The following is a 26529-nucleotide window of genomic DNA, read 5'->3' as shown; positions in this document are numbered from 1 at the left end:
GCCCCAGGATGAGGCCGTGCAACCGGACGCCTGGCGCGACAGCGATCTGTTCCGCCTGCTCGTGCAGGGGGTCCGCGACTACGCGATCTTCGCGCTCGACCCCGGCGGGCACATCGTGAGCTGGAACGCCGGCGCCGAGCGCATCAAGGGCTACACCGCCGAGGAGATCATCGGACGGCACTTCTCGGCGTTCTACCCGCCGGAGGACGTCAGCTCCGGCAAGCCGGAGTGGGAGCTGCGGGTCGCGAAGGCCGACGGCGCGATCGAGGACGAGGGCTGGCGGGTGCGCAAGGACGGCACCCGCTTCTGGGCGAACGTGATCATCACGGCGCTCCACGACGACGCCGGTGAGCTGCGCGGGTTCGGCAAGGTCACCCGCGACATGACCGAACGGCGGCGCTCCGAGCAGCAGCTCACCGACCGGCGCCGGTTGCTCACCCACCTCGTGGAGGCGCAGGAGCAGGAACGGCAGCGCATCGCGTGGGACGTCCACGACGACACCATCCAGGCCATGGTCGCCGTCGACATGCGGCTGCAACTGCTGGCCCGCAAGCTGCCGGCGGAGCACCGCGAGATGGTCGGGCAACTCGACGGGGCGGTCCGCGCCACCATCAGCAGGCTGCGCAACCTGGTGTTCCGCGTTCGCCCGCCCGGTATCGAGCGCCAGGGGCTGCGCGACTCGCTGGCCGCGTACCTCGCCGACACCTCCATGGCGGGGGAGATCCGGTACGGGCTCGACCGCGAGCCGGGTGACGACGCGGCCATCACGATCTTCCGCATCTGCCAGGAGGCGTTGACCAACGTCCGCAAGCACGCGCGTGCGTCGTCGACCGTCCTCGATCTGTCCACTGTGGACCGGGGATTCCTGGTCCGGGTTGCGGACGATGGCGTCGGGATCGCGGGCCTCGACCTGAACACGAGCCACTTCGGCCTGATCGAGATGCGGGAGCGGGCGGTGGCGGCCGGAGGCTGGTGCACCGTGACGGCACGCGAGAGCGGGGGCACCGTCGTCGAGTTCTGGCTGCCGGACGTGCGGCCGTGATCGTCCGCGTGCTGATCGCCGACGACGATCCCCTGATCAGGGACGTCCTGCGCGACGTGCTCGACGACGAGCCGGACCTGGAGGTGGTGGCGGTCGCCGCCGACGCCCGCGAGGCCGTCGAACTGGCCGAACGGCACGCGCCGGCGGTCGTCGTGCTCGACGTGCGGATGCCGTTCGGCGGTGGCTCGCACGCGGCGTCCGAGATCCTGCAGCGTGCGCCTGGCACGCGGATCCTGGCGTTCTCCGCCTACACCGACGTGGGCGCTGTCGATGAGATGCGCCGTGCGGGCGTCACGGACTACTTGGCCAAGGGTGTGCGCAACACCGAACTGGTCGCCGCCGTCCGGCGGTTGGGAGGACGATAGGTTGTGATGGGGAAGCAACGGCCGTAACGTCGGGGCGGTAGCCGGGTTCAGCAGCGTGCTCGGAGTCCGAGTCTCGTGCGCCTTCGGCCACCGGGGAGTGCTGGTGAACGAAGAAGAGTTCAAGGAATCGCCGCTGCTCACGGTCCGTGCCGCGACTGTCGCAGGGATCGTGGTCATCGCCGTGGAAGGTGAGATCGACGTCGACACGGCCGACGAGGTGCTGGACGCGGTGCGGCGCGCCTTCGTGACCGCCGGGCCCGCGCTGATCGCCGATTTCACGCAGGTCAGCTTCTTCGGCTCGACCGGCATCTCGACGTTGATCACGGCCCACGAGCTCGCCGACGAGCTGGGCAAGAAGCTGCACGTCGTCGCGCCGCAGCGGGCCGTGAGACGACCGTTGCAGGTCACGGGCGTCGCGGACGTCCTCGCGCTGCACGACTCCGTCGAGGACGCGTTGTCGGCGTTGAAACCGGTGCCCAGCGAGTAGGCACCGGTTCGCAGATCGTCAGCCGGCCAGTTCGACCAGCTTCGGCACCACGTCGTCGGGGTGCGGCATGGCGGCGATCTCTGCGGCGATGACGGCGTTCGCTGCCCGAACTTCGTTGTCCTTCAACAACTTCTGTGCGGTCTCCTGCACGGCGTCCGCCGTGAAGTCCTCGCCGACGAGGCGGCCGCCCAGGCGGGTGTCCTCGACGATCTCGGCGTTGCGGAACTGGTCGGCCCCCTGCGGCAGGATCAGCTGCGGCAGCCCGTTCGTCATCGCGGCGACCGTGGTGCCGGCGCCGCCGTGGTGCACGACGAGATCTGCGTGCGCGAGCAGATCCGCCTGAGGCACCCACGGCAGCACGTGCACGTTGGCCGGCACGTCGGTCAGCACGGACGGGTCGACCTGCGGCCCGGTCGCGACCAGCACCTCGGCGTCCACCCCCGCCACCCCGGCGATCGCGGTCTTCAGCACGTCCGGGTTCGAGAACGCGGTGCCGAACGTCAGGTAGACGAGCGGCCTTTCGTGCGCCACGACCCAATCGGGCAATTCGCCCGGCTCGGCGAAGGGAACCGGACGCATCGGAATTCGATCCACGTCCGAGAGGTGGTCGAGGTCCTGCAAAGACGGCGGGAAGACGTCCAGATAAGTCGATCCGAGTCCGTAATGATGCCCATCGGGCAACGTGATGCCGAGTTCGGCGACGTACTCCAAAAGGAGGTCGCTCATTGCCTCCGGAACGAGGTTCTCGTCCATCTTGCCGAAACCGTGGCACACCGTCGGAATCCCGGCGCGCATGGCGGCGAGGCCGGCGCCCGGGTTGATGAGCTCGAAGACGACCAGGTCGGGCTTGTCCCGTTCGAGCACCGGCTCCAGATCGTTCACGAAGGCCCTGGGCAGCAACGACCCGAACGCGTCGACGGCCGTCTGGCGCAGCATGTCGCGCCGGAACTCGCCCGTGCCGTGCAGCTCGTTGGCCTGGCGGAACGCGTCCCAGATGCTGATGCCCGCGTCGACCACCGTCAGCCCCAGCTTTTCCACGGTCGCGTGGAATCCCGAGTCGACGGCGTAGAGAACGTCATGTCCTTGCGCTCGCGCGGCGATCGCGAGCGGGAGTATCGGATAAACGTGTCCGTGTGAGCCGAGGCTCGAGAAGAGAATGCGCACCCGGCCAGATTAGGTGCTCTTCTTTTCCTCCGGGAGTCAATCCCGCGAATCTTGACCCCGATGCCGGATACTTTCCCACTGCCGAGCCAGGTCGGAGGGTGAGGTCATCGCGGCGATCTCCGCGCGCACCTCACCCGCCGCTCGCTGCAGCTTCGAGTCCTCGACGAGCCGGGTGAGCAGCTCCGGCGTGACCTCCCGCGGCTCGGCCCGCAGCCCCGCTCCACGCCCGGTGATCGCGGTCGCGTGCACGGTCCGGTCGCCGGGCCCCGGCTCGACGAGCTGCGGCACCCCGGCCGCGAGCGCGCCGAGCAACGTCCCCGCGCCGCCGTGGTGCACGATCCCGTCGCAGAACGGCAGCACGCGCGGAATCGGCACCCACCCGACCGTCCGGACGTTGCCGGGCAGCCCCTCGGTGCGTTCCGGCCGCACCAGCACGAACTCGGCGTCCACCTGCTCGGCCACCTTGACCACGGCCGCCATCATCCGGCCCGCGCCAGGACCGGGCGCGGTGCTCCGGCTGACGAGGATGCGCGGCTTGCCGGAGGGTTCGGCGAGCCACTGCGGCACCTCACCGTCACCGCTGTACGGGACGAACCGCATCCGTTCGCCACCGGGGAACTCCGCGAGCGACGGCGGTGCCGTGCGCAGAACCGTTGCGGGAGAACGCACTCCGGCCTTCATCCGCGCACCGACCGCGGCCGTCAGCTCCAGTCCGTCGAACAACGACACGTCGTGCACGATCGAGGGCACGCCCAGCGCGGACCCGGCGGCGGCGAGCGGCTCGTGCACCACGACGTCCGGCTTCCACGTCCGGGCAAAGGCCTGCAACGGCGCTGTCATCGCGTCGCCGACGGTGCCGAACAGCCGTGACACGAAGTCGAGCCGGCCGCTGCCGCGCAGCTCCCTCTTGGCCACCAACGGATGCGTCAGCATGATGCGCAGTGCGATCGGTCCGAAGCGGACGTTCGCGGGGACCACGTCCTCGACGTGCAGGCCGGAGTCGCGCACCCGCAGCGCCTCACCACCCGTGGCGACCACGACCTCGTGTCCCGCGTCGCGCAACGCCAGGGCCAGCGGCATCAACGGGAAGACGTGACCCAGGAGGGGAGCGGCGACGACGAGAACACGCATGGATCCAGGCTACGTCTCCACCAGCCGGCGCACGGCGTCCTCGACGGTCCGCCGCCGCTCCCCGTGATCGGCGCATCCCGCGGTGGTCGACCACGTCGACGCGATCGCCAGCACCAGCTGCAACAGGTGCTCGGCGCTGAACCGCGACGACACCAGTCCGGCCTCTTGCGCGCAACGGATCGCCTCGACCTCGGCGACCCGGCTGACACGGCCGCGCCGTTCCAGTCGCTGCCAGGTCGCGAGCCGGGCGAACTCCGGGTGCCGGTGCTGCAGGTCGTACAGGCGAGCGGCGTATCCGGGCAGGTCACGCGCGTCGAACTCCACGGCGGCCGCGCTCACCACCTCGGACTGCACGGCGTCGAACAGCTCGTCCTTGCCGCCGTAGTAGGTGTAGGCGAGTCCCGCGGAACACCGCGCGATGCGGGCGATGCGTTCCATCCGCGCCCCGGCGATCCCGTAGGCGGCGAACTCGACGAACGCGGCGTCCAGCAACCGGCGGCGGGTGCGTTCCCGATCGCGGCTGGGCATGGAACCCAGGCTATGGCGAAGGGCCGCACCCCTGAAGGGATGCGGCCCCGAAACCGGGCGCTACCGGAACTCCGAGAGCTACTTGGCCATGTCGAACCAGTTGAAGGCCTCGACCATCTGACGGGTGGTGTCGCTGACGTAGCGCTGGCCGGTGAGCTCCCAGCGCGTCACGGTGCGGTAGGTGCCCGGCTCCAGCGACTCGTCCTCGCGGGTGTTCTCGTCGTCCTTGACCGGCACGTACTCCTTGATGGACCGCTTGGTCAGGGTGACGTCGAGCGACTCGTACGCGGACTGCGTGTAGAGGTAGTTGCCCTCACCGCTGTCCTGCGCGCGGCCCGGGTCGGCCAGCTTCAGCTGGATCGTGCTGCCGTTGAACGAGCCGGTCGCGGACACGACCGTGACGATGTGGCCGCCGCTGCGCTGCAACGAACCGGCGGTGGGGCCGGCCTTGTAGCGGCCGTAGACGAGCTGCAGCGGGCCCTCGTTGAGCTTCTTCGCGAGCTCACCGGCGAAGTCCGGGTTCTCGTGGGTGCTCACGGCGCCCGCGGAGGTGGTCCACCCGGCGTCACGGGCGGGCTTGGTGGCGATGTCCCACGCCTTGCGCAGGTTGGTGAGGTTGGTGCCGCCGTTGTACTTCGCGTCGACGCCGATGCGTCCGATCGAGTTCGTGATGACGCTGTAGTCGGCGGGGTCCTTCGGGTTGAGATTGCCGACCTTGGTGGTCAGCCAGCCGACGGGGGCGTCCTTCTCGTGGCCCCAGTAGTGCAGGACGTTGTAGAGGGAGGTCGGGCCGCAGTACGCGTTGCCGTTGTTCTCCAGGCCGGCGCGGAACTGGTCCACATCGCTGACGCCGCACTTCTTGACGTTGAACTCGCTGCCGGCCAGGTCGGAGGCGCCGACGCACGGCGGCGGCGTGCCGATGATCGGGTCCGCGACCGCGGTGGCGGGAGCGACGACGGCGGTGAGAGCGGCGGCGGCGATCAGAGCGTTGCGGATCATTTCGTTTTCCCCTTTGAGTTCCTGTGTTCCCCTGCGGTGACACAAGATTCGCCGAGGCGAACCCCCAAAGGCATGAGGGGAGATCCCTCAACCCTCCTGCGGAAAAGATGGGTGTATCAGGCACACCCCCACGTCGCTCTGTCTTAGGCGAGCACGCGAGCGAGGTCCCTGCGACCTGCGATTCCGAGCTTCGTGTAGATCCGGCCGAGGTGGTTCTCGACGGTCTTGGGCGTCACGAACAGCTCCTGCGCGATCTCCCTGTTCGCCCGGCCTGCCGCCGCCAGGTCGGCCACGCGCCGTTCGGACGCCGTCAACGCTTCCGCGCCCAGGGTGATCTGACGGCGCGGCCGGTCGCCGAGTGCCTCCAACGCCTCGACCGCCCGCGTCTGCAGCGTTGCCGAGCCGCAGGTCCCGGCCAGTTCGATCGCCCTGTGCAACGGCTCGCGCGCGTCCGTCCGGCGTCGAGCGACCCGGAGCGCTTCGCCCAGGTCGACCAGCGATCGGGCGAGCTCCAGGCGGGAAGGCGACGCCTCCAGCACGGTCACGGACTCGGTCAGCAGCTCCAGCCGTGCGTCCGCATCGGCGTTCGAGAGCAGCCGCAGTGCCGCGCCCACCTCGGTCGCCGCACCCCACTTGCGGGCCACGTCGAGCTGTTCGGTGGCCAGTTCCAGCGCCAGTTCTTGCTGGTTGAGGAGCAGCGCGGCGCGGGTAGCCACCGCACGCCACGGGATCGTCGGCGGATCCACGTGCACCTCGTGCATCGCGTCGCGCTGCCGGTAGGCCTGGGACATCGCACGCCGTGCGTCGCCCTCGGCCAGTGCGATCAACGCGCGCACTTCGTGCAGCCAGATCATCGGCATGGTCAGCCGGGCATCGGCGTGCTTGCTGTCGAACGCCGTGATGAACGCGTTGGCGGCCGCGACGTCGCCCCGTTCGAGTGCCGAGTAGACCGCGAAGTGCGTCGAGGTCGCGCGCAGGCTGATCACCTCGGACACCGGGTCCTCGTGCGCGACGGCGGCCAGCGCGCCCTCGGCTTCCGCCTCGACGACCTGCATGTTGCCGCAGCGCCAGTTCAGGAACAGCGACGCGTTCGCCACCATCGCGAACTCGATCGGCGAGCCGTGCGCCCGGACCTTCAACCTGGCTCGCTCGATCTCGTGCCGTGCGGTGTCCACGTCGTCGGCGGCCATCAGTGCGAGCAACGCCACCAGCCACGCGACCATGGCGTCCGTGCTGCCCGTCGCGTCGTCCAGGTACGCACCGTTCGCGAGCGCGCGCGTCGCGGTCGTGGCGACCTCGTCGTGCGGCCACACCTCGTAGCGGCCCATCTGCGCGAGGAGGCCGAGCAACGTGCGTTCGTCCGGGGTGCCGCCCGCGAGGCCCGCGTAGCCGCTGAGGTGCGCGGACGCTATTTGACGCTGGTCTGGGAGGAACGAGCGGAACACCGCGAGCCGTGCTTCGAGGTGCAGCCGTGACTCGCCGTCCGGGCGAGCTGCGATGGCCTCGGTCAGTTCCGCGATGGCCGCCGCCGGGCCTTCCAGCGCCGCCGTCGCCGAGGCCGCCGCTGCCACCAGTTCCGCGTCCGGAAGTCCTTGCGCCGCGGCCTTCAGGTGCCGGTGCGCGTTCACGGCGTCGCCGACCCGCAGCAAGGCGCGCCCGAGTTCCGCGCGCAGTCCCGCGTCGCCGGGCTTCTCGTCCACCGCTCGCGCCAGATGTCCTGCGGCGGTGCGGGGATCTCCGGCCGAGAGCAACGTCGCCGCGGCTTTCCTGAGCACCTCGGCGGCGTTCGGCAGTGTCCCTTTGGGAGCGTGCACGAGATGCGCGGCCACCCGGTCGGCCGGGGCGTGCGACTCCTGCAACGACTTCGCAGCGCGCGCGTGCAACGAAGCGCGCGCGATCGGCCCGAGACCGGTCAGCACCGCTTCTCGCACAACGGGATGCACGAACTCCAGGTGCTCGCCGGTGATCAGCACGTTCGCCGCCGTCAACGCCTCGACCGCGGCCGGGAGGTCGCCGACCTCCGCCAGTTCCGCCGCCTGCCACGGATCGGCGTGCGTGCCGAGCACGGCGACCGCGCCCGCGAGCGCCACCGCGTGCGCGGGCAGCCTTCCCAGCGTGGCGCGGAAGACGGTGCTCGGCCCGAGCGTGCCGACCTTCTCGGCCGTCGCGGCGTCGTCCAGCGGCAGGCCGAGCGCCGCGAGTTCGTCGACCAGGACGCCGGACAGGAACGGGTTTCCGCCACTGGCCGCGTGCAGCGCGGTGATCACCTCGGGGTGCCCGCCGACCAGCGCGCTGAGCGCGTCCGTGGTGAGCGGGCGCGGCAGCAACCGGTCGGCGGACACGCTGAGCTGCGCGAGCGGCCCGAAGTTGTCCATCGGCGGCCGGGTCGCGACGACCAGCGCGATCGGCAGGTCCGCGATCCGGCGGGAGAGGTAGACGAGGAACTGCAGCGACGAGTGGTCCGCCCAGTGCGCGTCGTCCACCGTGATCAGCAGCGGGCGGGTGGACGAGAGGTCCACCGCGACCCACCACAACGAGTGCAGCGTGCGTGCGAGCTCGGCCTGACTGGGGTCCAGCGCGGCGTCGTCCAGGGCCTTCAGCGCTGCCCCTGACGGCCCGGCGAGGATCTTCTCGCGCAGTTCGCCGGAGTACCGCGACACCGACCGCTCGACCATCTGCCGGACGACGCCCCACGCCATGGCGCTCTCCAGGCCGTCGCCGACGGCCTGCAGCCGCCCGAACCCGCGCTCCTTGGCCAGCTCACGGCACTCGTGCACGAGCCTGGTCTTGCCGATGCCCGCACGGCCCTCGATGACGACGACGCGACCCTCACCACGGGTGGCTGCGTCCAGAGCTTCACGAATGTGCGCGATCTCGGAGTCACGTTCAAGTGGTTCACGCACGAATTGATCGTAGCGGCCGTTTCGCGCGCTACATGCAGGTCATCGGCTGCGCAGAAGGGCGACTTGATGCTCCATCCGAGTGATCGTCAGTTCACGCAGTCGTCCCCGCCGGAGGTGTCGCCGCCGTCGAGCGCCTTGCCGACGAACTCCCTCGACTTGGCGGGGTCGATCTCGTAACCGGAGCCCGTCTCCCGCTGGACCTCCGACTCCACCGGCAGCGTGGACACGCTGATCGCCGGCGGGCCGGTGAACCGCTGCGCGAACTCCAGCACGTCCCAGCCGTCGTCCACGATGATCATCCCGTCGACCCCGCGGGCGAGTTCGAGTGCGTTGTCCTTGGTGATCTGCGAGGCCAGCCCGACGAGGAACATCTGCTGTCGCCTGACCCGGTCCAGGTCACCGTTCGGCAGGCCATGGCGCTGGCGCAGGAACGCGAGCGCGTGGTCTCCCGTGAGCGCCTGCCGCCCGGCGGGGAAGCCCACCTTGGTGATCGGGTCGGTCACCGCCGCCTTCAGACACACCTCGACCCCGCCGATGAGCTGCGAGATCCGGACGAAGCCCGCCATCTTCACGGCGGCGTAGTGGTCGACCTTCACGCCGGTCGTCTTCTCGACGGCCGCGGCCAGCTGCTTCGGGTCCTTCCGGTACAGGCTGTTGAGCTTCTCGCCGTCCACGAGGACGTCCCTCGGCAGCGAGACGATCATGACCCCCGCGCCGTCCGCCCTGAACCGCGCGAGCATCAGCGCGTCGGTGTGGTCGACGTCGTCCAGGCCGATGAGCAGCACGTTCTGCGCCGCCGCCGGTTGCTGCGCGGCAGGGGAGGCGTCGGACTTCTGGAGCGTGGTCGGGATGATCACGGCGGTGGCCGCAGCGGCGGCGGTCAGCGTCGCGACACCGACGATCAGGCCGAGCGGCTTGCGCTTCTTGGCCTTGTGCAGGTTGGCCAGCACAGTCCGGGAGTCCACGCGCTCCTCGGCCTCAGCGGCGATGGCCTGGCGGATCAGGTCGTTCATGAGTGCACCCCCAAGGTGGCGGACCGGGCGAGTTCGTGAGTGCGCAACGTCTGCAGCGCACGAGAGAGTTGGCTGCGTACGGTCGATTCCGCGCACCCGAGCACCTGTGCGATCTCCGCGTCACTGCAGTCCTCGTAGAACCGCAGCACCAACGCAGCGCGTTGCTTGCGCGGCAGGATGGCGATCCGTGCGCGCATGGCATCGCGTTCGGCGTGCGCGTCGGCCGGATCGGCCGTCGACGGCACGTGCCCGGCGAGCTCACTGCGTTCCATGGCGATCTCTCGCGCAGCCTTGCGGTGCCGCCACGACAGGTAGTCGTTGGTCACCATGCGCTTCACGTAGAGGTAGGGCGCGTCCATCGCCCCGATGCGTTCCCACTTGCCCTGCGCGCGCATGAGCACGTTCTGCACGATGTCCTGCGCCAGGTGTTTGTCGCACGTGATCGCGGTGGCATAGCCCAACAGCCGATCCAGCCGATCAGCGACGAACTGGTCGAACCCCACGCCGCCCCCTTCTCCTCTGTGGTCGCTTGCGGATCGGGAAACCCCTCTCGCCGCTCGATCCGCTGCATCGACTTGTGTGGTCCAGCCCACAGATGTCTCGGTTTGGACGGATTTCCGTGTGAATCCTTTTCATGTTCACGTCCATGGACGACCCTTCACCCCATGCGCATCATCCCTGCACTCGCGCTGTTGTCGCTGCTCCTCGTCCCCGTCGACGCGGTCGCGGCCCCCAACGGCAACTACTACCTGCAAAGCGCCGTGACCGGCCAGAACGCCGCCGTGTCCGGCTCGTCGGTCCTCCAGCACCGCCCCAAGGGCAACGAGGACCGCCAGCAGTTCTCCTGGAACGGCAGCACGCTGTCCGAGGGCGGCCAGTGCCTCGGCCGCAACGGCGACGCCGCCCAGATGGTCAGCTGCTCGAGCGCCGAGGCCCAGTGGACCGGGCTCCTCGACGACCAGGACAGATACCGCTTCAAGGACCCCGGCGCCGACCGCTACCTGATCGCGTCCGGCACCGACCAGATCCGCGTCGGCACCGGCAACGACACGTGGTTCCTCACGCCGGTCAACCCCGTCCGCGTCCAGACCCCCGCCGACCCGCGCCTGGACGAGATGACGTTCCTGACCGCGCACAACGCCTACGCGAACGGCGTCGACGGCGGCTTCATGTTCGCCAACATCGCTCCGAACCAGTCGCGCGGCATCGTGCAGCAACTCAACGACGGCGTGCGCGGCTTCATGCTCGACATCCACCAAACCCCCGACGGCGCCATCCTCTGCCACAACAGCTGCACGGCCGTCAGCAAGCCCGTGGCCCTGAACGTCGACATCCAGCGCATCGTCGACTTCCTGAAGTCACGCCCCACCGAGATCGTCACGGTCTTCCTGGAGGACTACGTCTCGGCCGACGTCCTGCGCTCCGAACTCGCGCGCGTGAACGGCCTGAACGACGTCCTGTACCGCGCCGAGGGTGTCCGGGAGAACGGCTGGCCGACGTTGTCGCAGATGAGGGCCTCCGGCAAGCGTTTGCTCATCTTCACCGACCACGGCCGCGACGGCCGCGAGAACTCCGGCGTGCTCTACCAGCGTGACTGGACCGTCGAGAACTACTGGTCGATGGGCTCCGGAGCCGGCGCCTCCGACTGGTCCTGCTACTCCCGCTGGGGCGAGAAGCCGCTCACCGCGACGGAGGCCGGCTTCCGCCCGCTGTTCGTGATGAACCACTTCCGCGACGTCCCGATGCAGGGCACGGTGTCCACCGACAACTCGAAGTTCGTCAACCGAGCTCAGCGCTTCTGCGAACCCGCGGCCCGCAAGACCCCGAACTACCTGGCCGTCGACTTCTACCACCTGAACACGCCGTCACTCCCGGCCGAACGCCACCCGTCCGGCACGGGTTCCGTCGAGCTGTCGGCGAACTCCGCGCTGTGCCTGGACAACAACGCCGGCGGCACCGAGAACGGCAACCCCGTCCAGATCTGGGGCTGCAACAACTCCTACGCGCAGAAGTGGCGCGTCGTCGCGGACGGCACGATCGCCATCTCCGGCAAGTGCCTCGACATCGACAACGGCGGCACCACCAACGGCACGATCGTCCAGCTGTGGCAGTGCAACGGCACGGGCGCGCAGCAGTGGCGCGTGCGGTCGGACGGGTCCGTGCAGAACCCGCAGTCGGGGCTGTGCCTGGACAACCCCAACGCGTCCACCACTCCCGGCACGCGCCTGAACATCTGGAGCTGCAACGGTTCCGCGGCCCAGGCCTGGAAGTTCCGCTAGGCCTTGCGGCCGATGCCGACGTAAACGTCCGCAGGGCCGCCTTCTCCGGCCGGGCCGAGTTCCGGGTGCCACTGAGGCGCCGAGACGACGCCCGGCTGGAGGAGTTCCATGCCGGCGAACATCGGCTCGAACTGGTCGTGCGAGCGGAAGTACATCGGGTCGCGGCTGTGCTTCATGGCGTCGACGACGGCGCCCATCTCCTGCGGCTTGAAGTCGGCCGTGAGGTGCGACAGGGCGATCAGGCTGCCGGACGGCATGGCGTCGCGGTAGCGGGCGACGACCTCGGCCGGGCCCTTCTCGTCGGAGACGAAGTGCAGCACGGCGACCATGAGCAGGCCGACCGGCCGGGAGAAGTCGATCAGGTTCTTCACGACCGGGTCGGCGAGGACGTCGTCCGGGCGGCACATGTCCGCCTGCACGACGCCCGCGTTGTCGTTGCCCTCCAGGATGAGCTGGCTGTGCGAGACCGCCACCTCGTCGTAGTCCACGTACACGACTCGTGCGTCCGGGTTTTCCTGTTGCACGATCTCGTGGACGTTGCCGACCGTGGGGATGCCTGAGCCGAGGTCGAGGAACTGCGTGATGCCCTGCTGCATCATCAGCAGGACGGCACGGCGCATGAAGGAGCGGTTCGACGAGGCGATGGCACGGCCGTCGCGCAGGACCTGCAGCACCTTGTCGCCGACTGCGCGGTCCGATGCGAAGTTGTGCCCGCCTCCCAACAGGAAGTCGTAGACCCGTGCCGCGCTGGGCACATCCGTGTTGATTCCCGCGGGCACCCAGGAGAAAGGCTCGGCCATGCCGAAGAACTTACTCGAATGCATGCACGCGTGTGGCGTCCCGGATCGGGTGAAAGCGTCATCCAGAACGCGCGCACCGGGCCGAAACCTGCTCTGCCAGCACAGATGCGCCGGCGCGCCGGGCTTCCTGACCCAGCCGGCGCAGCTGGTCGTCGGCGCGTGCCGAACGCAGGTTCCGTGCGGACGCCACGGCTTCGCCGGCGAATTCGGTCGCCACGACTATGTCGCCGAGTGCGAGATGATTGCGGGCCAACGCCGTCAACGCGAGAGTGCGAGCCCGGCCTTCGCCATACGTGCCGACCTTTGTGGTGAGTGAGGCGATGGCCTGCTCGGGATCGTCCACCGCGCTCCGGTCTGCCCACGCGTTGTGCGCCGCCACGACACCGAGCTGGAACGCCCTCAACGCGTCGTCGGGTGCGTTGTGGTGCAGGAACATCCGGCCGGCCCGGGTCAGCACGGAGGCGATCAGCGACTCGTTCTCCGCCTGGCGCGCCAACGTCAGAGCCTTGGCGAAGTGCGGCAGCGCGACCCCGGGCTGTCCGCTGTCGAACGCCGTCCAGCCCGCCAGCTCGTAGACCTCGCCGACGGCGGTCCACGTCGGAGCGTCGCCGACGAAGATCATCGGTTCGACGGCGGAGAGGTGCTCCAGAACCGAGGCGTGGCAGGCGATCCCGCCGTAACGCCGGTCCAGCGCGCGCAACGCCTGAGTGCGCGCCGCGATCACTTCCGGCGAGACGCGAACCAACGGCATCCCGGACGGCAGCCAGTCGAACGTGGGCGCGCCGACCATGATCCGGGCCGCGTGCTCCAGAAACCGTTGCCGCGTCTCGGAGTTGTCCCTGATCAACTCCGCTGCCTCGGGAAATCCGTCCGCCACGGCGGCCAGGCACCACTGCGCGGCCTCGGCCGTCTCGCCCAGGGCGAACAGGACGTGCGCCAGCCGCACGGCCGCGTCACCGAGGCGTTGGTCGGCGGCGACCCGGAAGTGCACGGCCGCCTCGCGCAGGCGACCGGCCCGTTCCGCGGCCTCGCCCAGGCGGTACATCCGCTCGACGGCCTCGTCGAGCTCGAACTGGCTCAGCAGCTCACTCATCACTGCCTCCGAGAATCCGCCGCAGCTCGGCCCGGCCGCGGGTGAGGTGCGTGCGCACGGTGGACTCGCCGACCATCAGCACCACGGCGATCTCGCTGACCGAGTACCCGAGCAGGTGATGCAACGCCACGGTCTCGCGGTGCCTGGGGGACAGCTCGCGCAACGCGGAGTGCAGCGCCTCCACGTCGTGCACGGGCTGAACGACCTCAGGCACTTCGGCCAGCGGCGTTTCGTGTCCGTTGCGCTGCTGCCACCGCCGCATGAGCCGGATCGCGACCTTGAGCACCCACGCCTCGGGCTTGTCGTACGCGTGGATGTCGCTCCATCGGTGCCGAGCGATCACCAACGCGTCCTGCGCGATGTCCTCGACGACGCGAGTGTCGCCGCTCAAAGCCGTCAGCGTCCTCGTGACCACGGGCAGGCACCCGCGGAAGAACTCGGCGAAGCCCTGATCCGGCTCCGGTGTGCTCAACGGCCTTCCCTTCAGCGTCCGCTCACGTCGTTCACCGCCCTGAGGCGACCTTCAACGGTGACAGGCGCTGAAACCAGCCAAGGCTGACAGCGAAGGCCGAATTCACCCGTTCGGAGTCCTACGGGAGCAGATGGCGGAAGGCGTTGACCAGCAGCATGCGTTGCTGGTCGACGTCGAGACCCTCTTCCGGCAGTGGCCGGAACTCCTTGTTGCCCTGAGTGCCACGCGGGCCGTACGACTCGACGCGGACCGCGATGTCCACGACGTCGGACGTGAGTTCCACAGTGGACTGATCGTCCGGGATCGGCTCGTTCTGCTGGTAGAGCTCGTAGGTGAACCGCATCCCGATCGCGCCGTCGAACGTGGCCTGCTCGGTCGGCAGCTGCATCGCGTCGAACACCGACCGGTACAGCGCGGCGCCGGTGAGGTGCAGCGGGGTCATCACGACGTGCGTGGTGCCGAGGTCGTGGCTGCGCACCGAGATCGCGACGGTCGGGCCGTCCGGCGTCGGCGGGACGGGCTGCGGGAACACCGGGAGCTCCGACTTGCGGTCGGAGCGCCAGATCGCCACGAGGCGGTCGGCGGCGTCCACGAGGTCGATGTGCTTGCGCGGCGCGAGAAGCGCGGGCAGCGGTTCCTCGTCGAGCCGCACGATGAACAGGAACGCGCGGCGGCGCGTCATCTCCAGGTTGAACGCGCCCGTCCACTCCTTGGCGACCCACTCGCGGTGCGGGGTGTTCGCCGACCACAGCAGGACGTAGTAGTCGGAGGTGGCCAGCGCCTCGTCGATCGCGGCCATCACGTTGTCGCCGGGCGCGATCTCGTTCTCGTCCAGGTAGGCGTTGACGTTGCGCGCTTCCAGTTCGGCACGGAGTTGCTCGGCGTGCGGACGGTCCTTGCCGGCGAACGACAGGAACACCTTGGGGCGGGTTTCGAGCGGCACGGGGTCTCCGTTCTTCCTGAGTCTTCTGCGCAGCGGGCCCGCTGAGGTCTGAACGCCCGCGTCGCCGTGCAGGGACCAGCACGCCCAGTCGGCCGGGTGCCGGTCGGCGACTTCTCTCAGTGCGTGCTGCAGAGCGCGATCTCTCGGGAGCTTCGCCAGATGGCGGTCGAACGCGTCGAGCACCTTCCGCGTCACCTCGTCGCCGGTCCGCCACCGGGCCGCGACGACCGAGGCGGCGCCCGCGCTGAGGGCCGCGCGGACGAACCCGACTCCTTCGTCGTGGCCGCGTTGCTGCGTCATGCCGGACTCGCAGGCGCCGAGCACGACCGTGCCGCACGCGCTGAAGTCCAGCTTTCCCAACGCTTCCACGGACATCCGGTCGTCGCGGAACTCCAGCCACGACTGGCCGGGGTTCATGCGGTCGTTCGTGCCGTGGGCGTCGATGCGGACGCGGTGGAAGCGGCCCAGATTCCGTTGCAGCTCAGCGGCTTTCCCGAAGAGCACCGTCTCGTCGCCCCTTTGCCCGCGGGAGCGGCGGTGCAGCGGGCGCAGCGCAGACAGGCAGGGCAGGCTGGACAGCGCGTGGGTCACGCCGAGGTGGTGGTTCGTGCCGGGGACGGGCAGGCCCGCCAGCGGGACGTCCGCGAGAACGTCACCCGCGACCACGGCGATCCGGGTGACCTTGGGCGGCAGGGCCTCGATGACGTTGTCCAGCGCGATCAGGCGGGCCAGCTCGCCGAGCAGGGTGCCGAGGATCGCGTTGTCGTACTTGGGTTTCCACGACTTGAGCCGGCGGATCGTGTCGGTGAGATCGCCGATGTGGACGTCGGTCGTGACGTGCGTGATCCCGCGGCCGATGATCACGTGGTGGAGCTGGTCCGGTGTCGCGTGCATCATCCACACGACCTGGTCCTTCGGCAGCCGCCTCGTGGTCCTGGCGAGCCAGCGCCTGGACGCCGGCAGGTCGGCGGAGCTCGGGAGGTCGCGGGGCTCGGTGAGGATCGCCGCGCCCCGGGCAGCCTCGACGGCGACCACCAGGCCCGCCAACGCCTTGCGGCCGTCACGCCGGACGCGGCGGACCGCGGCGCGCACCCGGCCGTCGTGTTCGTCGGGGGCTGCGCGCAGCATCCGGAGCTTGCCGCTGGGGCCGTCGTGGTGGTCGGCGGAGTTCTCCTCGATGCGGTGCGACTCCGCCCAGTGTTGTGCGGCAAGGTCTTCGTGGCCCGCGTCGGCGAACGTGTCGCCGAGTTTGCGCAGCGCCAGCGCGGTGAGCTCGGCGTGACCCGATCGGCTCGCGACCTCGAAGTGCCGCGCGGCCTGTTCGAGCCGGCCCTGGGCGTAGGCGAGCTCGGCGGCGGTCAGGTGCCACAGCGGGGAGTTCCCCTCGCCCAGCATGCCTTCCGCCTTGAGCAGCTCGTCCTCGGCGATCAGGCGGCGGACGTGACTGAGCCGCCGTTCCGGCCGGAGCGTCTGGGTGGCGTCCGGGAGCTGGGCGATCACCTCCGGCCCTGCCGCGGCGACCAGCAGCGGGAAGAGCCGGCGGGCCGCACCGGCCTGCCTGGTCATCACCAGCAGCACCGTCAGCTCGTAGAGGACGGCGAACCTCAGCGCGGCCTCGATCTGGTAGCTGGTGAGGCATCTCGTCATCAACGCCAGCGCTTCCTCGTACCGGACCTCGCGCCGCAGCGCGGCGGCCCGTCGCAGGAAGTCGGCCGGACTGCGGGGAGCCTGACCGCCGATCTTCGTGACGCGGGTGCCCCTGCGCACGTCCAGCAGGACCCGGTCCCGGCCGATGTGCTCCAGCTGCTCCGGGCGTCCGGCGCGGCGGAAGTGCCGTTCGGCGGCGTCGAGTTCGCTTTCCGCGGTGGGGTAGTCGTAGCGGTCCGCGGCGGCCAGCGCGGCCACTCGCGCGAGCCTCGCCTGTTCCAGTTCGGTGAGCTTGAGCTTCCGCAGCGCGCGCACGTCCCGCTCGGCCGCGACGTGATCCGTCGCGGCACTGCGGATCTGGGCTCGGAGGACTCTCAGCGTGATGTCGTTGCCCGCGCTCAGATATTCGTCGCACCGTTGCGCGGCCCTGGCGACCGCGCCGAGGTTGAGCAGCGTGGCGCAGTGGTCGTGGGCGACGAGCGGACTGATCTTCGCGGCCTTCGCGTAGGCGAGGTCGACGCCGAGCACGTTGCCGCGCAACGCGGCGGACCGGGCGGCCTTGACCGCGTCCGCGAGTGGGGTGCCGGGTTCTATCTGCATTCAAAGCCCTCTGCGGAGGACATAGCGGGGTTGTATCTCGCCCATTGCTCCATCTGATCGGGCGCGACCACGATGCCCGCGGCCGCGCCAAGCACAGCCGCGACCAACGCGATGAAATGCGTTCGTTGGCGCATGCACGATCCTCCGTGCGTCGCAGATTAACGATCCAGACGGCCCACAGATCGTTTGTCCGCTTTCTGTCAATGAACTGCTCAAACGATCTTGTCGGTGCTCCTCGGCACACTGGATCCACCACCGATCCGAGGAGACCGCCATGTGCTGGGACTGCGACCACCCCGCCGACCGCATGGAAGAACACCTGGCCACGTTGCGCCGCTGCATCGACGCGCGAGGGTGGGCCGTGCAGGCGGTAGAACGGGACCGAGCCCATCCGCCCTGGGCCTACACCGTGGGCCTCACGCCGCGCGGCCTGCCGGAGCTCGTCGTGACGGGAATGCCTGTCCTGGAAGCAGGTCGCCTGCTCGACGACATGGCCGAGCACCTCGCGCACAGCTGCCTGCCCGCCCCAGGCCGCCGCTTCACCGTGCCCGGCGGCCCCTTGCTGGAGGTCGTCCGCGTGGCGCGCCCGTGGGCCCACCTGCTGGTGTCCGCGCGGCTGTACGGCGAGGGCATCCAGGCCCTGCAACTCGTGCACGCCGACGAGTCCGGGCACTGGCCGTGGGACCGCTCGTACGAGGGCGTGGTGGGAGGTCAGCCGGTGCTGGGCGTGAGAGCGGGACCACCAGGCGGGTGAGCCTCGCCCACCGAGCGGCTGATCCGCTCACCTAACCCCCGCAGGTGCGCCACCAGTTCGTCCGGCCCGTGCACGACGAAGTCGCAGCCCAGCAAGGTCAGGCGGAACGCGAGGTAGTCGATCGTGTCCTCGACGCTGTGCCACGAGCACGAACCGTCGTCGAGGGCGGTCAGGTCGCCCGCGAAGTCCGCCAGCCGGGCCCGCGCCAGTTCCACCGGTAGCCGCAGGGTCGCACGGGCCCGGAAGGTCGGCGCCGAGTCGTACATCTTCCGCGTCACGAACGCCGTCGCGTCCCCGCCGGGCGGTACGCGCGGAGCGAAGCGAGCCCCGGTGGCGAGCGCGGAGGAGACGCGGTCCAGCCGGAAGATCCGCCAGTCGTCCCGTTCCACGTCGAAGGCGAGGAGGTACCAGCGCCGGCCCAGCGCTACCAACCGAACAGGCTCCACGTGCCGCTTCGAGACCACGTTCTCATTGGCCACGTAGGCGAACCGCACCCGTTCGCGGGCGGCGACCGCGCCGGCGATCACGGTCAGCTGGCCGGGGTCGACCAGTGAGGCCTCCGAGGGTGCCGCGGGTGCGGTGGCCGAGGTCAGCGACGCGACCCGCCGGGCCAGCCGCGGCGGCAGCACCTGCTGCAGCTTCGCCAGTGCGCGCAGCGACGCCTCGGCGATGCCCGCCACCGGTTGCCGCGCGGCGGTGCGCAGGCCGACCGCGATGGCGACGGCCTCCTCGTCGTCGAGCAGCAGCGGTGGCATCGCCGCACCCGCGCCGAGCCGGTAGCCGCCGAGCGCACCCATCGACGCCTCGACGGGATAGCCGAGGTCGCGCAACCGGTCGACGTCACGCCGCACCGTCCGCGGCGTGACCCCCAACCGGGCAGCCAGTTCGCTGCCGGGCCACTCGCGGGGCGTCTGCAACAACGACAGCAGGCGCAACAGCCGGGCCGCATCACTCATGCCGCAAACCTAGGCGCGTCTCGGAACGTCGGCGAGGTAATCCACGCTCAGCAGGGCACCTCGCGGCGCCGCCCCCACGCCCCCGTACAACCAGTACGAGGACGTGGGGCGACACCACGATGCACCCGTCTGACCGCGAATCCCCCGGCAACGTTCCGAGCCACACCACCAGGCCAGAACTAGGACCGATCTCGTCCTACATGCGCCATACGGTCACTCCAACGAGCAAAGGGGAGACCGAATGGACGTCGTGCCCGAGGGCTACCACACCGTGACGCCGTGGCTGATCACCGCGGGCCGCACGGCCGAGCTGATCGACTTCATCACGGAGGTGTTCGACGCCACCGAACTCGGCCGCGTCGGCGAGGCACCGCGGATCGGCCACGCCGAGGTCCGCATCGGCGACTCGGTCGTGATGCTGTTCGACGTGCCGGACTGGCCGCCCACGCCCGCGTTCCTGCGCCTCTACATCGCCGACGACGCGACCGTCCTCAAGCGCGCCGTGGCACTCGGCGGCAGGATCGTCACCGAGCCCACGGAGCTGTTCTGGGGCGATCGCGTCAGCCGGTTCGCCGACCCGTTCGGCAACCTGTGGTGGCTGCACCAGCGGGTCGCGGAGCCCACCGAGGCCGAGCTGGCCGAGCGGATGCAGGACCCGGTCTTCGTCGAGGCCATGAAGTACGTGCAGAGCGCGGACTTCACCCCGCGGACGTGACCCGGTCCTCGGTGTCGCGGTGGCGGCCGAGCCCCACGGCGTCGAACTCGTCGTGGGGCTCGCCCTTCACGACACCGAGCCGCCGAAGCGCGCGCGAGATCGGCGAGACGTCGGGCACCGGGGCGTCCTCTTCCCGCACCAACGGTCCGAGCACGCTGCGGCCTCCCAGACCTGAGCCCGTTGCGAGCCGGTGCCGCCGAAGAACTCCGCGTCCACGAACGCGACCGGCCCGCGCAGCGACCACTCAGCCGGCTGCTCCGGCTCGCGAAAGGACCGGTCAGCCGGTGACCCTGTCGCGTTCGTCCGCGGTCAGCGTCGGCTCCGGCGAGGCCGACCGCGGCCCGCGCAGGGTCGCCCAGACCATCTTGGGACTGACCAGGTTCGCCATCGGCGCGGACAACGTGAACGCGTCCAGGAACGCCCGAGTCACCGCGGCCTCCGTCGTGGCCGTGCGCACCAGACGATCCACGTAGCGCTGCAGAACCCGCCCGGCCAGCGGCAACGGCTTCCCGACCGCGCCCGGATACAGGATGTCCTGGTTGGTCGCCATCGCCCAGGCCCCGTCGACGACCTTGCCGATGCCGCGCTGGATCTGCTGGGCCGAGTGCCCGGCGACCAGACCGGCGTCCAACGCCTGCGCGCTCTGCGCCGCGATCGACATCCCGTGCCCGTAAACGGGGTTGTAGGTGGCCACCGAGTCGCCCAGAGCCAGCAGGCCGGAAGGCCAGGACTTCAAGCGCTCGAAGAACATCCGCCGGTTCGCGGTGCTGTGCGACCCGTACACCGGCGACAGCGGTTCGGCCGAGGCGATCAGCTCACCCACGACCGGATTGCGCACCGACCGGGCGAAGTCGACGAACTCCGACTCGTCGGTCGACGGCTCGCCGCCGCGCGTCCCGGACAGCGTGACCAGCCACTTCCCGTCCTCGATGGGCAGCAGGGTCGCGGTGCACCCGGGATGCGGGTCACGCGGGTTCGCCTGCACGTTGACGATCGGGAAGCCGGAGGACGCGGTCGACGGCGCCTGGAAGATCCTTGTCGCGTAAGCAAGTCCGGAGTCGACGCTCTCGGAGTGCACGGCGGGCAGCCCGAGGTCGACCAGCCACGCGGGCAACTTGGAGCCGCGGCCGGTCGTGTCCACGACCAGGTCCGCCTCCAGCGACACCTGCTCGTGCGAGATCCGGTCCTCGACCAGCACCCCGGACACCGCGTTGCGATCACCGAGCAACGACACCGGCTCGGTCCCGGTCAGCACGGAGATCTTGTTGTCCCGCAACGCCTGGCTGCGCACGACCCAGTCCAGCAGCCCGCGGCTGCACGAGACGATGAACTGCATCTCGGGGAACCGCGGCACCCAGCCCTGGGCGCTCAGCGACACCAGGTCGTTCGGTACGCCGATCCGGTGTGCGCCGGCGGCGAACAACGCGTCCAGCGTGCCCGGCAGCAACGACTCGATCGCCCGCGCGCCACCGGACATCAGCAGGTGCGCGTGCCGGGCCTGCGGCACGCCGGAGCGCGGCGCGGGGCCGTCCGGCAGCTTGTCGCGCTCCACCACGGTGACCTCGTCCACGTGCCGGACGAGGACGGACGCCGCGAGCACGCCCGCGAGCCCGCCGCCGAGCACAACGGCGTGTGTGGGTGCCATCTAATCCATTCCCCCTGCTGCTTCCACGCGCGCTGCGTCGGCGACGGCGGCGTCGACTATCGGCGAGTGCTGGTACGCACGCGAGATCCGGACCCACCGGTCGTGCTCGGCGGCGAGGTCGGTGCCGTCGACGATCTCCGCGGCGGGACGGCGCTTGGGGGCCCGGGAACGGCCACCCGACGAGCCCGCGGCCCGCAGCTGGGCGGCCTCCACGACGGCGGCCACCTCGTCCTTGGCCAGTGAGGCGTCGCGCGCGAGAGAGGACGCGGCCTCACCGACGGTCAGGTCGAAGTACGGCGTGAGCGCCCAGCGCCAGTCGTTGAGCTCGATGATCTGCCGGCGCACGCGGTGGTGCGGGTTGAGGAACTTGCCCGGCGCCACCAGCACGATGCCGGGGTTCACGTGCACCAGCGCGCGGTGCAGCGGCCGCAGCGCGAAGTACGTGCGCCAGCGCCGCACCCACAGCGACGGCGACGGGCGGCGCGGGCCGAAGACCGGCAGCGCCATCGCGATCACCAGCGGGAAGATCGCCAGCGACGCCATCAGCGGCGCGGCCAGGCTCAGCACGTCGAAGCTGCGCTCACCGAACCAGTTCATCAGCAGCACGAACAGCTTGATGACCGCGAACGCCACCGGGAACAGCCCGGTCGCGCTGTACCAGCGCAGGCCGCGGGCGAGCCAGGGGCGGGCGGAGATCGCCTCGTCCCGCGCACCCTGCCAGCAGTGGTAGGCCTGGCCGCCGCAACCGACCACGGTCGCCACCAGGTAGATGAACAGGAACACCGCCACCGTGGGCTGCGTCGCGTAGAAGGTGTCGAAGTCGACCTGGCGTTCCTCGTCGACCTCGGACTTGAAGAACAGCACGATCATCGCCGCGATGATCGAGCCGTAGCTGACGACGATCAGCCGGACCCGTTGCCACGCCTGGACTGCCGGATACCGCCAGAACAGCACGAGCGCGAACGACGACCCGGCGAAGCCCACCACCAGGCTGTAGACGAGCAACGCGGCGAAGTTCGGCACGCCGCTGACCCAGTTGATCCAGGTGATGTTCGCGGGTGCGGCGAAGAGGATGGCGAACGCGGAGAAGGAGACCGTGGAGATGAGCGCGACGACACGGGGGCTGCCCCAGCTCGACCGCAGTGCGCGGATCTTGTACGCGAGGAGGAGCAGACCGACGATGCCGCACGAGAGGTAGATCAGGTTAAAGATCGCCACGACGCACCCAGCGAGATCTTCCTTCGAGGGACTCGGCCACCCGGCGGACGTGCGCGGGCTCCTCGGTGGTGGCCGTGTCGGCCCACACCCGGTGTTCGGTCAGGCGTTCCAGCAGGTGGTCGGCGAGGTTCTCGGCCTCGCGTTCCTCGTCCTCGGTCAGCGTCGTGCGCCCGGCGATGATCTTCGCCATCCGCGGCAGCAGGTGCGGCGCGAGCTTGCGCATGCCCTCGTCACGGGTCAGCGCGACGGGCTGGTGCTTGAGGAGCACGTGCGCGAACTCGTGCAACAGCACGTGCAGGCGGTGGTACCAGGACGGCGAGTCCGCGCAGATGACGAGGTACGTGCCGTTCTCCAGCAACGCCGTCGCGCCGCTGAGGCAGACCGCGTTCGTGATCGCGGCGAAGCGGACGTCGACGGGACGATCGAGCCGCTCACCCATGAGCTCGCAGACCCGGCGGCTCGCCTCCTGGTGCGTGGCGTCGGGCGGCAGGCCGAGGTCTCGCGCGACCTCGTCGACCAGCTTGCGCAGTTTCCTGCGGTTCACCCGTCGCCTCCTCTCGATGTCGTCTGCAGCGGTCCAGGCTGAGATCTTCACGCCGGCGTCGTCATCAAGTGTGGTCCGCGGAGGTGCGACGGCTGTTCAGCGGGAACGACCACCCTTCGCCGACTTCGAGCGCCTGCCGGAATCCTTCTACCGCAGCGGCCCTGGCCTGAGGGGACAGATCGCCGGTGCGTTCGGCCAGACGGGTGACGAACTCGACGACGCCGAGTTCGCGCAGTGCCAGGAAGTCTGTCAGCTCCGAGTCGACCCGTGCGGCCAGGTCGTCGTCGAAGAAGTACGCCGGGTCGGCGCCGAAGTGGTCGGCCAGGCCGAGGATGTGCTTGAGCCGCGGGTTGTCGCTGGTGTTGCTCAGCAGTTCGCGGATGTAGCTGGCGGAGATGCTGCCGAACTGGCCGGACGAGCTGATCGACGCCGCGACCTCCTCCGGCGACCACGGCCCGCGGTCCGGCGGGTGCACGGCCTCGAAGAGCGTGCTCACGGCCGTCGGCCGCCATCCTGGCTGTTCCGCGGGGTGCAGTTCGCGGCGTCCGCCCAGGAACACCGCGGGGTGCACGCCGAGCGCGCCGGCGAGGTCGACGATGGCCTGGCAGGTCGGGTTGTCCTTCACGCCGAGCCGCAGCTGCGAGATGTAGCCGTGCCCGATGTCCCCGCCCCGGGACTTCACCGCGGCGGCGAGGGCGACGTTGGTAACCTTGCCCCGTCCGTCGGGCGGGTTGTTGCACAGCTCGTTGAGGACCTCGGTGAACGGCCTCACGCCACACCTCCGCTGGAGCGACTCAGGGCCAGCGATCATTCCACTGTTGTGGAACCAAGAGAGCATATGACATCACAGGGGTTGAATCCACCTGTCCGTAGTCCTATGATCACACTCCGCCGCTTGCACTGATGTGTCGCGTTTGATCCGAACGACGTCACTTCAGTTGAAAGAGGCAGATCGGGCCAGTCAGAGCTGCAGTCTGGGGGGACTCATGGCGACTGTGCGAATGGGGTCACCGGTGGACCACGGTTCTCTGCGCCTGCACGACGAAAGCGCTCCCACGCGCTGCGGCTCGTGCGCACAACCAGTCGGCGCCTGGGCGACGGACCGCCTCACGGGCCTCCTCGGCCGATGGGGCTGGGACGACCAGGCACCCGCGACGTACCGCCGCGCCCAGCGCCGGTGGGAGCAGGTCGCGCTGCTCATGATCGACCTCGACCGCTTCAAGAAGATCAACGATGAATACGGCCACCCCGCAGGCGATGTCGTGCTCACCGACGTGGCCGCGGTGCTGGCGGCCCACACGCGCCCGACGGACCTCGTGTGCCGCTACGGCGGCGATGAGTTCCTCGTGCTGCTGCCCCGCACCACGGGCGGAGAAGCGGCCGCCGTGGCCGAACGGATCCTGCGCGGCATCCGCTCGCTGCAGACCGAGATCACCACGAACGACGGCTACCACCTCACGCTGCACGGCCAGACGGCGTCCATCGGCGTCGCGGCGCACGTTCCGAGCGTCGAGGGCACGCTGATCGACCTGGTCCGCGACACCGACGCGGCACTGCAACGCGCGAAGCGAGGCGGCCGGGCGCGCGTCCAGCTGCACGACCCGAGCGCGTTCGCCGCCGAACGCGCCGCCGACTCCTCGGCCCTGCACCACCTGCTCGCGTTGCAGGACCTGATGAGCAGCGACCAGCTGCCGCAGGTCCTGGTCGCGCTGTCCGACGGCCCCAAGGCGGCGGAAGACCTGGTCCCGCTCCTCGGCACGAGGGTGATCGTGACGCTGGAACGCCTGCAGGACAACGGTTTCGTACTCCGCCGCGCGTCCCGCTACGAGCTGACGGCCGCCGCCCGCGAATGGATCACGGACGTGCTGCCGGCCGTCGCCGCGTGGACGAACCGCCACCACGGCCTCGTCCACTGACGCTCAGGCCGTCGAGCCGACACCCTTGATCCGGCCGTCCCGGAACGCGTCCACGAACAGCCGGTGGTCCTCCCGCGTCTGCCGCGCGTAGTCGAGCGCGAACTCGACGATGGCGTCGGTGAAGGCCTCCTCGCGGTCCCCGATGACCGACGCGATGGCCTCCTCGCACTGGAAGTCGACGAGGGTCTGGGACGAGTCCGAGTCGGCGACGCAGTGCATCTTCGCGGTGGCGCGGCCCAGATAGCCGAGCACGGGGAGCATGTCGGACGGCTCGGTGAGGTCCGACCAGTCGAGGTCGGCCTCGTAGGGGGAGAGCTCGGCGACGACGTAGCCGACGCCGTCGATCTCGGTGTGGCCCAGCCACGGGTCCGCGTGGGCCTGCAGGGCCCGCTGGGAGACGGCCGTGCGGTGGCCGTGGTCGGTGAAGTACTCGCGGATCCTGCTGTCGGAGACGATGCGGCTGGGGGCGGCGATGTTCGCCTGCTTCATGGACAGCACGACGTCGTTCTCCAACGCCTGGGAGCGGCCCTCCACCAGGATGTTGTAGGCGTGCAGGCCCGCCGATCCGATGCCGAAACCGCTGCGGCCCACCACGTCCTTGACGGCGTAGGTGCGGCTCGACGCGCGCTTGCCGGTCGGGATGGTGTCCAGGTAGGACGCGAAGGCGCGGGCGACGGACTCCAGCGTCTCGGACGACAGCTCGTGGGTGCCCTCGCGGTCGCGGCGGAAGCGGCGTTCGTAGTCGACGATCGCGGTCTTCTCGTCCAGCAGGCCGATGCGGGTGGCCAGGCGGGCCCGTTGCAGGACGCGGTGCAGGGCGCCCTCGGTGCTGTCGAGGCGCAGGCTGAAGAGCTCGTCGTTCGGGTGCTCGGCGAACGTGCGGACCTGGGCGACGTACGCGGCGACGTACGTGCGGATCAGGTCGGTGATCACGCTGTCCGGGAGCGCCTTGCGCCAGCCGAGCAGGGCCATCGAGGCGGCGAAGCGGCGGAGGTCCCAGGTGAACGCGCCGAGGTAGGCCTCGTCGAAGTCGTTGACGTCGAACACCAGCGTGCCTTCGGAGTCCATGTAGGTGCCGAAGTTCTGCGCGTGCAGGTCACCCTGGATCCAGATGCGGCTGGTGCGCTCGTCGGTCCACTCGTCGGGCAGCTCCGCCATGTCGGCGTAGAACAGGCAGGCGCTGCCCCGGTAGAACGTGAACGGCTCGGCCGCCATCTTGCGGAACTTGTGCCGGAACGCGGCGGGGTCGGCGGCCATCAGGCCGGCGAAGGCCTCCTCCAGCACGCTCACGATGCGGTCGCCGCGATCAGTCATG

At 69.9% G+C, this 26529-nt stretch carries 25 protein-coding genes; 7 read left to right on the top strand and 18 right to left on the bottom strand.

What is annotated here, in order from left to right; all coding sequences use genetic code 11:
• Window positions 1-16: 16 nt before the first annotated feature.
• The 3 genes from ACH413_RS38285 (at window position 17) to ACH413_RS38275 (ending at window position 1894) form a co-directional block, all read left to right on the top strand.
• Complete coding sequence (locus ACH413_RS38285; RefSeq protein WP_360043869.1) at window positions 17-1042, top strand: PAS domain-containing sensor histidine kinase; 1026 nt, start codon at window positions 17-19, stop codon at window positions 1040-1042.
• On the top strand, window positions 1039-1407 hold the full coding sequence (locus ACH413_RS38280) for a response regulator transcription factor (protein WP_360043872.1): 369 nt from the start codon (window positions 1039-1041) through the stop codon (window positions 1405-1407). Before ACH413_RS38285 ends, ACH413_RS38280 begins: the two co-directional genes overlap by 4 nt.
• Window positions 1408-1510: 103 nt before the next feature.
• Window positions 1511-1894 carry an STAS domain-containing protein gene (locus ACH413_RS38275; RefSeq protein ID WP_360043875.1) on the top strand — a complete coding sequence of 128 codons (384 nt, stop codon included), beginning with the start codon at window positions 1511-1513 and terminating at the stop codon, window positions 1892-1894.
• An 18-nt stretch (window positions 1895-1912) separates the two neighbouring features.
• Here ACH413_RS38275 and ACH413_RS38270 read toward each other — a convergent pair whose 3' ends face one another.
• The 7 genes from ACH413_RS38270 to ACH413_RS38240 all read right to left on the bottom strand — a co-directional run bounded on the left by ACH413_RS38270 (window position 1913) and on the right by ACH413_RS38240 (window position 10135).
• Window positions 1913-3058: a glycosyltransferase gene (locus ACH413_RS38270; RefSeq protein ID WP_360043878.1), complete on the bottom strand. Its 1146-nt coding sequence runs from the start codon at window positions 3056-3058 to the stop codon at window positions 1913-1915.
• A 36-nt stretch (window positions 3059-3094) separates the two neighbouring features.
• A complete protein-coding gene (locus tag ACH413_RS38265; RefSeq protein ID WP_360043880.1) occupies window positions 3095-4189 on the bottom strand; it encodes a nucleotide disphospho-sugar-binding domain-containing protein in 1095 nt (364 codons plus the stop codon).
• Window positions 4190-4198: 9 nt separating this feature from the next.
• On the bottom strand, window positions 4199-4717 hold the full coding sequence (locus ACH413_RS38260; protein ID WP_360043883.1) for a TetR family transcriptional regulator: 519 nt from the start codon (window positions 4715-4717) through the stop codon (window positions 4199-4201).
• Between the two features lie 78 nt (window positions 4718-4795).
• Window positions 4796-5716, bottom strand: coding sequence for a hypothetical protein (locus ACH413_RS38255; protein WP_360043886.1), 921 nt, complete (start codon window positions 5714-5716; stop codon window positions 4796-4798).
• A gap of 143 nt (window positions 5717-5859) precedes the next feature.
• A complete protein-coding gene (locus ACH413_RS38250) occupies window positions 5860-8619 on the bottom strand; it encodes an AAA family ATPase (RefSeq protein ID WP_360043889.1) in 2760 nt (919 codons plus the stop codon).
• An 86-nt stretch (window positions 8620-8705) separates the two neighbouring features.
• A complete protein-coding gene (locus ACH413_RS38245; protein WP_360043892.1) occupies window positions 8706-9632 on the bottom strand; it encodes an LCP family protein in 927 nt (308 codons plus the stop codon).
• Entirely contained in the window at window positions 9629-10135 is a 507-nt protein-coding gene (locus ACH413_RS38240; RefSeq protein WP_360043895.1) for a SigE family RNA polymerase sigma factor, read from the bottom strand. Before ACH413_RS38240 ends, ACH413_RS38245 begins: the two co-directional genes overlap by 4 nt.
• Before the next feature lie 162 nt (window positions 10136-10297).
• On the opposite strand from ACH413_RS38240, the gene ACH413_RS38235 reads away from it, so the two are divergent.
• Window positions 10298-11911 (top strand): ricin-type beta-trefoil lectin domain protein, encoded by a 1614-nt coding sequence (locus ACH413_RS38235; protein WP_360043898.1) that lies wholly within the window; start codon window positions 10298-10300, stop codon window positions 11909-11911.
• Here ACH413_RS38235 and ACH413_RS38230 read toward each other — a convergent pair.
• The 4 genes from ACH413_RS38230 to ACH413_RS38215 all read right to left on the bottom strand — a co-directional run bounded on the left by ACH413_RS38230 (window position 11908) and on the right by ACH413_RS38215 (window position 17466).
• Window positions 11908-12711, bottom strand: coding sequence for an SAM-dependent methyltransferase (locus tag ACH413_RS38230; RefSeq protein ID WP_360043901.1), 804 nt, complete (start codon window positions 12709-12711; stop codon window positions 11908-11910). The two genes, ACH413_RS38235 and ACH413_RS38230, sit on opposite strands and share 4 nt — an antisense overlap.
• Before the next feature lie 58 nt (window positions 12712-12769).
• Window positions 12770-13804 carry a hypothetical protein gene (locus tag ACH413_RS38225; protein WP_360043904.1) on the bottom strand — a complete coding sequence of 345 codons (1035 nt, stop codon included), beginning with the start codon at window positions 13802-13804 and terminating at the stop codon, window positions 12770-12772.
• Window positions 13797-14276 (bottom strand): sigma-70 family RNA polymerase sigma factor, encoded by a 480-nt coding sequence (locus ACH413_RS38220; RefSeq protein WP_360043906.1) that lies wholly within the window; start codon window positions 14274-14276, stop codon window positions 13797-13799. The genes ACH413_RS38225 and ACH413_RS38220 overlap by 8 nt, the downstream gene beginning before the upstream one ends.
• 118 nt (window positions 14277-14394) lie before the next feature.
• Window positions 14395-17466, bottom strand: coding sequence for a TIR domain-containing protein (locus tag ACH413_RS38215; RefSeq protein WP_360043909.1), 3072 nt, complete (start codon window positions 17464-17466; stop codon window positions 14395-14397).
• Window positions 17467-17740: 274 nt separating this feature from the next.
• Between ACH413_RS38215 and ACH413_RS38210 the strand changes: the two genes are divergently transcribed.
• Entirely contained in the window at window positions 17741-18220 is a 480-nt protein-coding gene (locus ACH413_RS38210) for a DUF4262 domain-containing protein (protein ID WP_360043912.1), read from the top strand.
• Here ACH413_RS38210 and ACH413_RS38205 read toward each other — a convergent pair.
• Entirely contained in the window at window positions 18178-19176 is a 999-nt protein-coding gene (locus ACH413_RS38205; protein WP_396425522.1) for a helix-turn-helix transcriptional regulator, read from the bottom strand. The two genes, ACH413_RS38210 and ACH413_RS38205, sit on opposite strands and share 43 nt — an antisense overlap.
• Before the next feature lie 241 nt (window positions 19177-19417).
• On the opposite strand from ACH413_RS38205, the gene ACH413_RS38200 reads away from it, so the two are divergent.
• Window positions 19418-19891 carry a VOC family protein gene (locus ACH413_RS38200; protein ID WP_360043918.1) on the top strand — a complete coding sequence of 158 codons (474 nt, stop codon included), beginning with the start codon at window positions 19418-19420 and terminating at the stop codon, window positions 19889-19891.
• Here the strand turns inward: ACH413_RS38200 and ACH413_RS38195 are convergent.
• From ACH413_RS38195 to ACH413_RS38175, 5 genes are all read right to left on the bottom strand, one after another.
• Window positions 19875-20045, bottom strand: a complete 171-nt coding sequence (locus tag ACH413_RS38195; RefSeq protein ID WP_360043921.1) for a hypothetical protein — start codon at window positions 20043-20045, stop codon at window positions 19875-19877. The genes ACH413_RS38200 and ACH413_RS38195 overlap by 17 nt on opposite strands.
• A 123-nt stretch (window positions 20046-20168) precedes the next feature.
• Window positions 20169-21536 carry an FAD-dependent oxidoreductase gene (locus tag ACH413_RS38190; RefSeq protein WP_360043924.1) on the bottom strand — a complete coding sequence of 456 codons (1368 nt, stop codon included), beginning with the start codon at window positions 21534-21536 and terminating at the stop codon, window positions 20169-20171.
• Window positions 21537-22754: an MAB_1171c family putative transporter gene (locus tag ACH413_RS38185; RefSeq protein ID WP_360043927.1), complete on the bottom strand. Its 1218-nt coding sequence runs from the start codon at window positions 22752-22754 to the stop codon at window positions 21537-21539.
• Entirely contained in the window at window positions 22741-23298 is a 558-nt protein-coding gene (locus tag ACH413_RS38180; protein WP_360043930.1) for a hypothetical protein, read from the bottom strand. Before ACH413_RS38180 ends, ACH413_RS38185 begins: the two co-directional genes overlap by 14 nt.
• 64 nt (window positions 23299-23362) lie before the next feature.
• Window positions 23363-24070 (bottom strand): hypothetical protein, encoded by a 708-nt coding sequence (locus tag ACH413_RS38175; protein WP_360043933.1) that lies wholly within the window; start codon window positions 24068-24070, stop codon window positions 23363-23365.
• Window positions 24071-24311: 241 nt separating this feature from the next.
• On the opposite strand from ACH413_RS38175, the gene ACH413_RS38170 reads away from it, so the two are divergent.
• Window positions 24312-25214 (top strand): GGDEF domain-containing protein, encoded by a 903-nt coding sequence (locus ACH413_RS38170; RefSeq protein ID WP_360043936.1) that lies wholly within the window; start codon window positions 24312-24314, stop codon window positions 25212-25214.
• Between the two features lie 3 nt (window positions 25215-25217).
• On the opposite strand, the gene ACH413_RS38165 is transcribed toward ACH413_RS38170, so the two are convergent.
• On the bottom strand, window positions 25218-26528 hold the full coding sequence (locus ACH413_RS38165) for a DUF2252 domain-containing protein (RefSeq protein WP_360043939.1): 1311 nt from the start codon (window positions 26526-26528) through the stop codon (window positions 25218-25220).
• Window position 26529 lies beyond the last annotated feature (1 nt).

Source organism: Lentzea sp. NPDC020367, assembly GCF_044387305.1.
In the GTDB taxonomy this organism is placed as follows: domain Bacteria; phylum Actinomycetota; class Actinomycetes; order Mycobacteriales; family Pseudonocardiaceae; genus Lentzea.
This window is presented reverse-complemented; position numbering and strand designations above follow the sequence as displayed.